Here is a 6,897-nt window from a genome sequence, read left to right as displayed (position 1 = left end):
CATAATTTTGCACCTTATTTAAATTCAAAAATCCCCAAGCTAAATCATTTTGATGATATTTAATTAATTGTGCTTCTAATAGTTTGAGAAAGAGGATTCTATTTACCCAAGTAATTGCTAATTCTAACCCAATATTAAAAAGTTGTACTTGGTCAGTTTCTCCAAATTGTTCTGGTTCTTTGAGTTGAGAGATTTTATCTAAACTATCAAGTTGGATCATAGCATTTTCCATGAGTGAACCGACATTTCTCTCATTTAATTTTTTGCGTTGAATGAGTTTTTTACCACCTTCTTTAACTTCTGTTAAACCGATAATATGTAATAATTCATGATAAAATCCTTTATCAAGAGTATTGCTATCAGCGAAAGGTAACTTTAATAAATGTTCTGGAGAAAGTAATTTAAACAGTGGAATTAATTTATGATCATCAGGATTTTCTCCAGGTTGTAAATATTCTTGATATTCTCGAATATCAAAATGGGTAAAAGTGATTTTATCTGCAATTTCGGTAATAGCAGGTTGAGCAATTTCTTGATAAAAAAAATCAGTTTTTTTACTTATTAATCTTCCGTCCGTAAAATCTTTAAATTGTTGAAATAGGGTTTTATTGTCTTGAAAGAATTTGTCAAAATCTTGAGCATCAAAAATAAACCATTCGTAAATATTAGTTGCTATTAAATATTTCAGTTCTAGATTTTTTTCGGTTAAACGTTCTCTGAGAAAATATAAAACTAATTCCTGAAATGCTTTAGTATTTAAATTATCAATTTTGAGCATTTCGCTTTTATTTGTTGGCTTTTTAACTTCTAAAATTACACCAACACTGGTTTTAGGGTCTTGACCATTATGAATAACCAGGTCATTTCGTCCTTTAGTATTAATAAAGTGATGATAACTGTAATATGTGTTCTTGAAAAAGTCAGCAATGAGGTTTTTATGAAATTCCTCTGATTCAGATTCGTTAATTTTTGCAATTAGGTTTTTTAGATGTTTTTTGAAAGTTTCAATATCATTTCTAAAAGGATTGATTTTCAGAAATGCTTTATTTAATGATTCTCTGGGTTGTAGTTTCTGTGAGTTCATTTGTTTTTCACGCAGAAAATGTAATTAAAAACGTAATTAAAAACGTAATTTTCATATCCCCGAATTATTAAAAAAGTTGGGGATATATCTTATTCATTATAAACTATCAGGATCAATATTCAACTCGCGTAATTTAGCAGCTAACTTCCGCGCTTTTGTTTCAGATTCCTGTCTAGCAGTTACTTCCTCTTCATGAGTGAGAAGAATTTGATTTGTAACAGGGTTGTAAAAACGTAATTTTCCCTCTTCTAGTCGCAACTCTAAACCTAATACTTCACTTTTTAAAGAGATGATATGATCATTTACACCCTGTTGTAAAATCGGTAAATAATTACCATCAACTAAATGTAAACCTTGCAATTGAGGACTAAGATAATCCCCTGTAGGATCATATTGAAAATATTCACTGACACCTAAAAAAGCGTAAATTCCTTTTTTTGCTCCTTGATCTTGACTGCGGGTACTTCTTGAGGTAATTTCTAAGACAAAACCAGGAGTTTGATCATTTTCCTCCCAGGTTTTATAACTACCTCGATCATGTTTCTCCACACCAAATACCACAAATACATCTGGTGCGACAACTGACCCAGGATAACCTTTTTCATAATAGATGAATAAGTTACCAGCTACATACACATCTGGACGATTTTGAAAATAAATCCGGAGGACATTTCTCGCATAGGTCAAATAACTACATTGTAGATCACCTTCAGCCATTGGTTTACCGTCCTCTTCCGGGTATTCAATAGGAGTAACAGGTATATATTCTACGGATACTGTCATGGTTATTCCCTCAAATCAATTCGGGTTAAACTTAATATAAACTATATAATTATCAGTTGACTATTTTCTATAATCATTAAAACTCACGCTAAATTAGATTAATCAAATCATCATCCAGGAGAAACTATGTCAGTGGTAAAACCTAGTATTTTGGTAACGGGGGGAGCAGGATATATTGGTTCTCATACGGTATTAGCACTCAAGCAAGCCGGTTATGAGGTGGTAATTCTAGATAATCTGGTGTATGGACATCGGGATTTGGTAGAACAGGTTTTACAAGTAGAATTGATCCAAGGAGATACAAGCGATCGCACTTTATTAGATAATCTTTTTCAGACTCGCAATTTTGCCGCAGTTATGCACTTTTCGGCCTATGCTTATGTAGGTGAATCTGTTACAGATCCTGCTAAATATTACCGGAATAATGTTTTAGGAACATTGACATTATTAGAATCAATGTTAGCAGCTTCTATTCATAAATTTGTCTTTTCTTCCACCTGTGCTACCTATGGTGTGCCGGATTTTATTCCCATTACCGAAGATCATCCCCAAAATCCCATTAATCCCTATGGTGCAACCAAATTAATGGTAGAAAGAATATTAACTGATTTTGATGTAGCATACGATTTTAAATCGGTGCGTTTTCGGTATTTTAATGCTGCTGGTGCTAACCCCCAAGGATTATTAGGAGAAGATCATCATCCCGAAACCCATTTAATCCCTTTAATATTGCAAACAGCATTAGGTCAACGGGAAGCTATTAGTATTTTTGGTACTGATTATCCTACTCCTGATGGTACTTGTATCCGCGATTATATTCATGTCAATGATTTAGCAGATGCCCATATTTTAGGACTAGAATATCTATTAAATGGTGGTAAAAGTGAGGTTTTTAACTTAGGAAATGGTAACGGTTTTTCAGTTAGAGAAGTAATTGCCGCAGCCGAAGATGTTACAGGTATGATAATATCAGTCAAAGAATGCGATCGTCGTGCCGGAGATCCTCCCGCATTAATTGGTACAAGCGAAAAAGCTCGAAAAATCTTGAATTGGCAACCTCAATATCCAGATATTAAAGATATTGTCTCTCACGCTTGGCAATGGCATCAAAAAAGGCATAAATAACTTTTGCTGTAATTAATCAGCACAGGGATAATTGGGTTTTGAAACGCTAATTTTCTCCTTTTCCCTAGTTTTTCTTCTTAATTTGCACCAAAAAAATGACAATTCCTCCAAATATCAACAAAATTCCTAACCAAATCAAAGGTTGTGTTAACCCAATTTTTCTCCCTTGCTGCTTTGAAATTGCATTTTCCACCTCTTGAGGACTATTAACAACCTTTCCCGTAGCCACAGTCACAAGAAACTTTAACTCAAAAGGTAGAAAACTCCCGACAGTCACAGGTGTACCACTCAATTCCAACTGATAAGCCCCTGGTTTAGGAAAAATAAATTCTGTTCCTGGTATGCCTTGATACCGTTCAGCCTGAATGGGTTTTAATAGAGGTTGAATTAATGCCGGTTCTCCTGTGACATGAGGTTCAGCATAAACAGCTAATTGACAATCACAATCTTTTAAAGGAATTACCTGACCACCTTTACGGGTCAGGAGAAACCAAGCTTGAGTAACTTCTCCAGCGCGGGGATTATCATTAGGTTCTAAGTGGACAGTACCACCCACGTCTGCTGATATTTTTACTGTATGGGCTAAAACTTGAGTATTTTCAGCTACTATTAAACTAGATAAAACTAATAATAATAGATACTTTATTTTGATTTTGTGACGATTAAAAATAGTGAAGATATTTAATCTACCGCGATTTCTTAGGAGGAACATAAAACTTTTCTAACCCTAAACATATCCAAAAATATCGAGAACGTACCAATAAAACACCAAAAGTAATTATCCCCAACAAAATGACGGTTAATTGGTTTTGGAAGTAATGAGAACCCATTAAAACCGTATGAATAGCACTTAATAATAAAGCTGGTACACTAAAAAGATGAATTTGCCGCCAATATTTACCTAATGACTTTTGCAGAAAATCAAAACTTGTACAAGCAGCAGGAGTTATTAATACTAATGCTACAGCCCCAGCACCTATTCCCCATTGAAATTCTAACGGTAAAAACCAAAAAGCGCTGAAATTCCATTTGAGGGAGTGTTCAAGATGATGAATAGTGTGTACCCCAGATAGCATAAAAGCCCCAACTCCCAAAGCCCGACGGTAACGCAGTGGTGCAGACCAAAAACTATTGACAGGCCGAGCAATCAATGAAAGAATTAAACAGATTAGAGCAGCGTGGCCGTTATAGTCTGTCATGGTGTCTCCCGTCCGCAGTAGGGTAATAACACCAATAATCAAAGTTACCCACCCCCCCAACTGGAATAATTGACTACGGCGATCTTTACTAATTAATGCCGTAGAAACACCTACACCCACCATGATGGGTAGTGTGCCAATCCCAAAAGCTAACATTGTCCCTGCACCTTGCCACAAATTCCCTGTAGCCGCTGCTTTGATTTGGGCAGCGTATAAAAAACCACAGGGCATTAGTCCCCATGTCATGCCCAAAAGTGCCGGTGTCCACCATTGAGTTTGTGAAGATAACTTCATCATGCCCGCACTGAGGCGGTTGTGTAAGTTACCTTTTAATATAGGGTGTAAAAGGGGAATATGCGGTAAAAAACCCGGTTTAATTTGTCCTAAACCAAACCAAATCAGCATCGTACCCGTAATTATGGCTACCCAATGCCGCAAATCGCTACCAATTCCCGCTAGTTGTCCACCTTCTACTAATACTGAACCTAGTGAGCCAATGCCAGCACCGACTAAAGTATAACTCAACATTCGCCCCAAGTTCAGTAAAGTATGAAATTTTAATTGTTGTTGCCAACTCGGATTTTCTGGCTGCTTAGAAAGGGAAAAGGCCACTGTTAATGGTCCACACATTCCAAAGCAATGTCCAAAACTGCCCAGAAAACCTAGCAGGATTATAAGTGACAAGTCTAGCATATTAATTAAATTATGGAAACTGGGGAAGTATTCTATTTTTCATCTCTTACCATGAGGTTCATGTCAAAAGACAAGCTGTCAAACTTAGTCTTAGTGTTGCCAGACTCGGATTCCGGTAGAGGGACTAAAAATTACTGTATAAAGACACATATATACTAAAAAAGACCCCCGGTTAGAAACCGAGGGATTCTGCAAGTCGGAATTATCGCACAAAGACATTCGCGTACCTAACATAGCAAAGCAACAACTCAAAACAATGCCAAAATGCCAAAATGCCAAAATCTAAAAATGTAATTTATATGTAATTTATATGTAATTTATATGTAATTTATATGTAATTTATAACGTCAATATTTTTACTTATATTCTTCTTTGTCTGTAAAGCTATCAGTTAAAGGTTTAACGACTTTAGCGATCGCTTCTTGAACAAAAACTTTGATAAACTCATCTCGACGATTAATCTGAAACTGCTGTTGTACTACTTCTGTCATTCCCCCGTCACCCCAATCTTGATCATGACGAAAATACTCAATAAAGCTTTTCCCAGCAATGCGGGTTAAATAAGCGGCTGTTACACCTTGAATTGCTCTACCGACAATAAAAGTAGTTACATTGAGTTGTAAAGCTGTTGATAATAATTGAATTGCCCCTTTGACGATACCTAAACCAGCGATAGTTTTTCCTAAAGATAGGGCTAATTCTTTACCCCTTTCCATGTTTAAATCGCAACCGTATATCTTACCAATTTCTACTACCATTTGGGCATTAACGGCAGCAGTTGCCAGTAAATCTACTACTGGTAATGGTGTTACAGAAACCACACCTGCCCCAATCCATTGGTAACGGACGATGACTTTATCAGCTTGACGACGACGCTGGGAGTCTATGAGTTTGCGGGCTTCTTCTCCTAAGCGCAGAGATTGTAAGAGAATATTATCCGCAATTAAATCCTCACCTTCAGCCCGTAAGATAGAAGCCATGCGCCGCAACAGGGGGATAATATCCGGTTCTGGTTGGCAGGTTTCGCCGGTTTCTAACTTAGCTATTTGCGGGTTAGCAGCGATCGCTACCACATCATTAGTAGCAATAAAACTACGTACTCTCTCCCGCAATCTCCCCAAAATCACATCCCTATCAGTATCAGTATATAAATCCGTTTTATTTAGCACTAAAAGCGATCGCTTACCAATTTCCGCCAACCCCCGCAGTGGTTCATATTCAGAACGGCGTAAATCATTATCTACCACAAATAGCAGTAAATCCGCTTCCGTAGCCAAAGCCCTAGCCAGTTGTTCCCGTTCCGTACCCTCCACCCCTGGTTCTAAAATCCCTGGAGTATCGGTAATTAATATCTTCCGTTCCAAACCCTTCAACCGTAAACAATAGGTTTCTCCCACCTGAGTTGTCCCCATAGGCGCGTTGACTTCACCCACTATCCGCCCCATAATGGCATTAACTAAGGACGTTTTGCCGGCGCTTCCTGTACCAAAGACAACAACTTGAATTTCTCCCCTAGCTAAATTAGCCTCAATGTCCCTAGTGCGACTGAGTAAAGCTTGGCGTGTCACCTCATCTTGAATTTGGGCTACTTGTTGACGCACTGCTTGTAAAGTGGAAGAAGCAGCATCAGATTTAGCCGCAGGAATTTGGGCTGGAGTCACTCTTTGGCGTTGTCGTCGGGATTTTTCCTCTCCTTTTCGCAGCACTAGTACATAATAGACAAAGGCGGCGATTAAACCACCAATCAAGAAAATTAGCAGTAATAATAGTAAATTACCCAACAATGGTGAATAGGACAACTGCCAGTACAGCCGAGAGAGAGAATCAATCAGCCATAAGGTTAACGCCAAAATGACGATTAGGCCAACAATCAGTGTTACTACGCGAGACAAAGGCATGAATGATAAATTTATTACTTGTATAATGGGTTGTTTAATTTTCTCAAGTATAAAGTACCAGGTATCAAGTACAAAGCACTTTTTTTCCATATCCTAGCCTGTAGTCAGAACTTTA

Annotated in this window: 6 protein-coding genes; 1 reads left to right on the top strand and 5 read right to left on the bottom strand. The window is 37.4% G+C overall.

Translation table 11 applies throughout. From position 1 onward, the window contains the following. Together FFO06_RS16670 and FFO06_RS16665 are read right to left on the bottom strand one after the other, a co-directional pair. Nucleotides 1-1,084, bottom strand: a 1,084-nt coding sequence (locus FFO06_RS16670) for a DUF7149 domain-containing protein (protein ID WP_442341972.1), incomplete at its 3' end; no start/stop codon positions are given. Between the two features lie 96 nt (nt 1,085-1,180). Beyond that, on the bottom strand, nt 1,181-1,867 hold the full coding sequence (locus tag FFO06_RS16665; protein ID WP_137909043.1) for a Uma2 family endonuclease: 687 nt from the start codon (nt 1,865-1,867) through the stop codon (nt 1,181-1,183). A 126-nt stretch (nt 1,868-1,993) separates the two neighbouring features. Between FFO06_RS16665 and galE the strand changes: the two genes are divergently transcribed. Beyond that, nucleotides 1,994-2,992 (top strand): UDP-glucose 4-epimerase GalE, encoded by a 999-nt coding sequence (galE, locus tag FFO06_RS16660; RefSeq protein WP_137909042.1) that lies wholly within the window; start codon nt 1,994-1,996, stop codon nt 2,990-2,992. Between the two features lie 64 nt (nt 2,993-3,056). Here galE and FFO06_RS16655 read toward each other — a convergent pair whose 3' ends face one another. The 3 genes from FFO06_RS16655 to FFO06_RS16645 form a co-directional block, all read right to left on the bottom strand. After that, nucleotides 3,057-3,704, bottom strand: coding sequence for a hypothetical protein (locus tag FFO06_RS16655; protein ID WP_137909041.1), 648 nt, complete (start codon nt 3,702-3,704; stop codon nt 3,057-3,059). Continuing rightward, nucleotides 3,679-4,884 carry an urease accessory protein UreH domain-containing protein gene (locus FFO06_RS16650; RefSeq protein ID WP_137909040.1) on the bottom strand — a complete coding sequence of 402 codons (1,206 nt, stop codon included), beginning with the start codon at nt 4,882-4,884 and terminating at the stop codon, nt 3,679-3,681. Before FFO06_RS16650 ends, FFO06_RS16655 begins: the two co-directional genes overlap by 26 nt. A 356-nt stretch (nt 4,885-5,240) precedes the next feature. Continuing rightward, on the bottom strand, nt 5,241-6,782 hold the full coding sequence (locus FFO06_RS16645; RefSeq protein ID WP_137909039.1) for a YcjF family protein: 1,542 nt from the start codon (nt 6,780-6,782) through the stop codon (nt 5,241-5,243). Nucleotides 6,783-6,897: the final 115 nt, after the last annotated feature.

Origin of the sequence: Dolichospermum planctonicum, from assembly GCF_005402965.1 — a bacterium.
GTDB classification, from domain to species: Bacteria; Cyanobacteriota; Cyanobacteriia; order Cyanobacteriales; family Nostocaceae; genus Dolichospermum; species Dolichospermum planctonicum.
Note: the sequence above shows the minus strand (reverse complement) of the source record. Positions and strands in the feature narration are given on the sequence as shown.

Bases quoted from the DNA above. Each gene is read 5' to 3' on its own strand.
- FFO06_RS16665 (WP_137909043.1), bottom strand. From the start codon at position 1,867: ATGACAGTATCCGTAGAATATATACCTGTTACTCCTATTGAATACCCG.
- galE (WP_137909042.1), top strand. From the start codon at position 1,994: ATGTCAGTGGTAAAACCTAGTATTTTGGTAACGGGGGGAGCAGGATAT.
- FFO06_RS16655 (WP_137909041.1), bottom strand. From the start codon at position 3,704: ATGTTCCTCCTAAGAAATCGCGGTAGATTAAATATCTTCACTATTTTT.
- FFO06_RS16650 (WP_137909040.1), bottom strand. From the start codon at position 4,884: ATGCTAGACTTGTCACTTATAATCCTGCTAGGTTTTCTGGGCAGTTTT.
- FFO06_RS16645 (WP_137909039.1), bottom strand. From the start codon at position 6,782: ATGCCTTTGTCTCGCGTAGTAACACTGATTGTTGGCCTAATCGTCATT.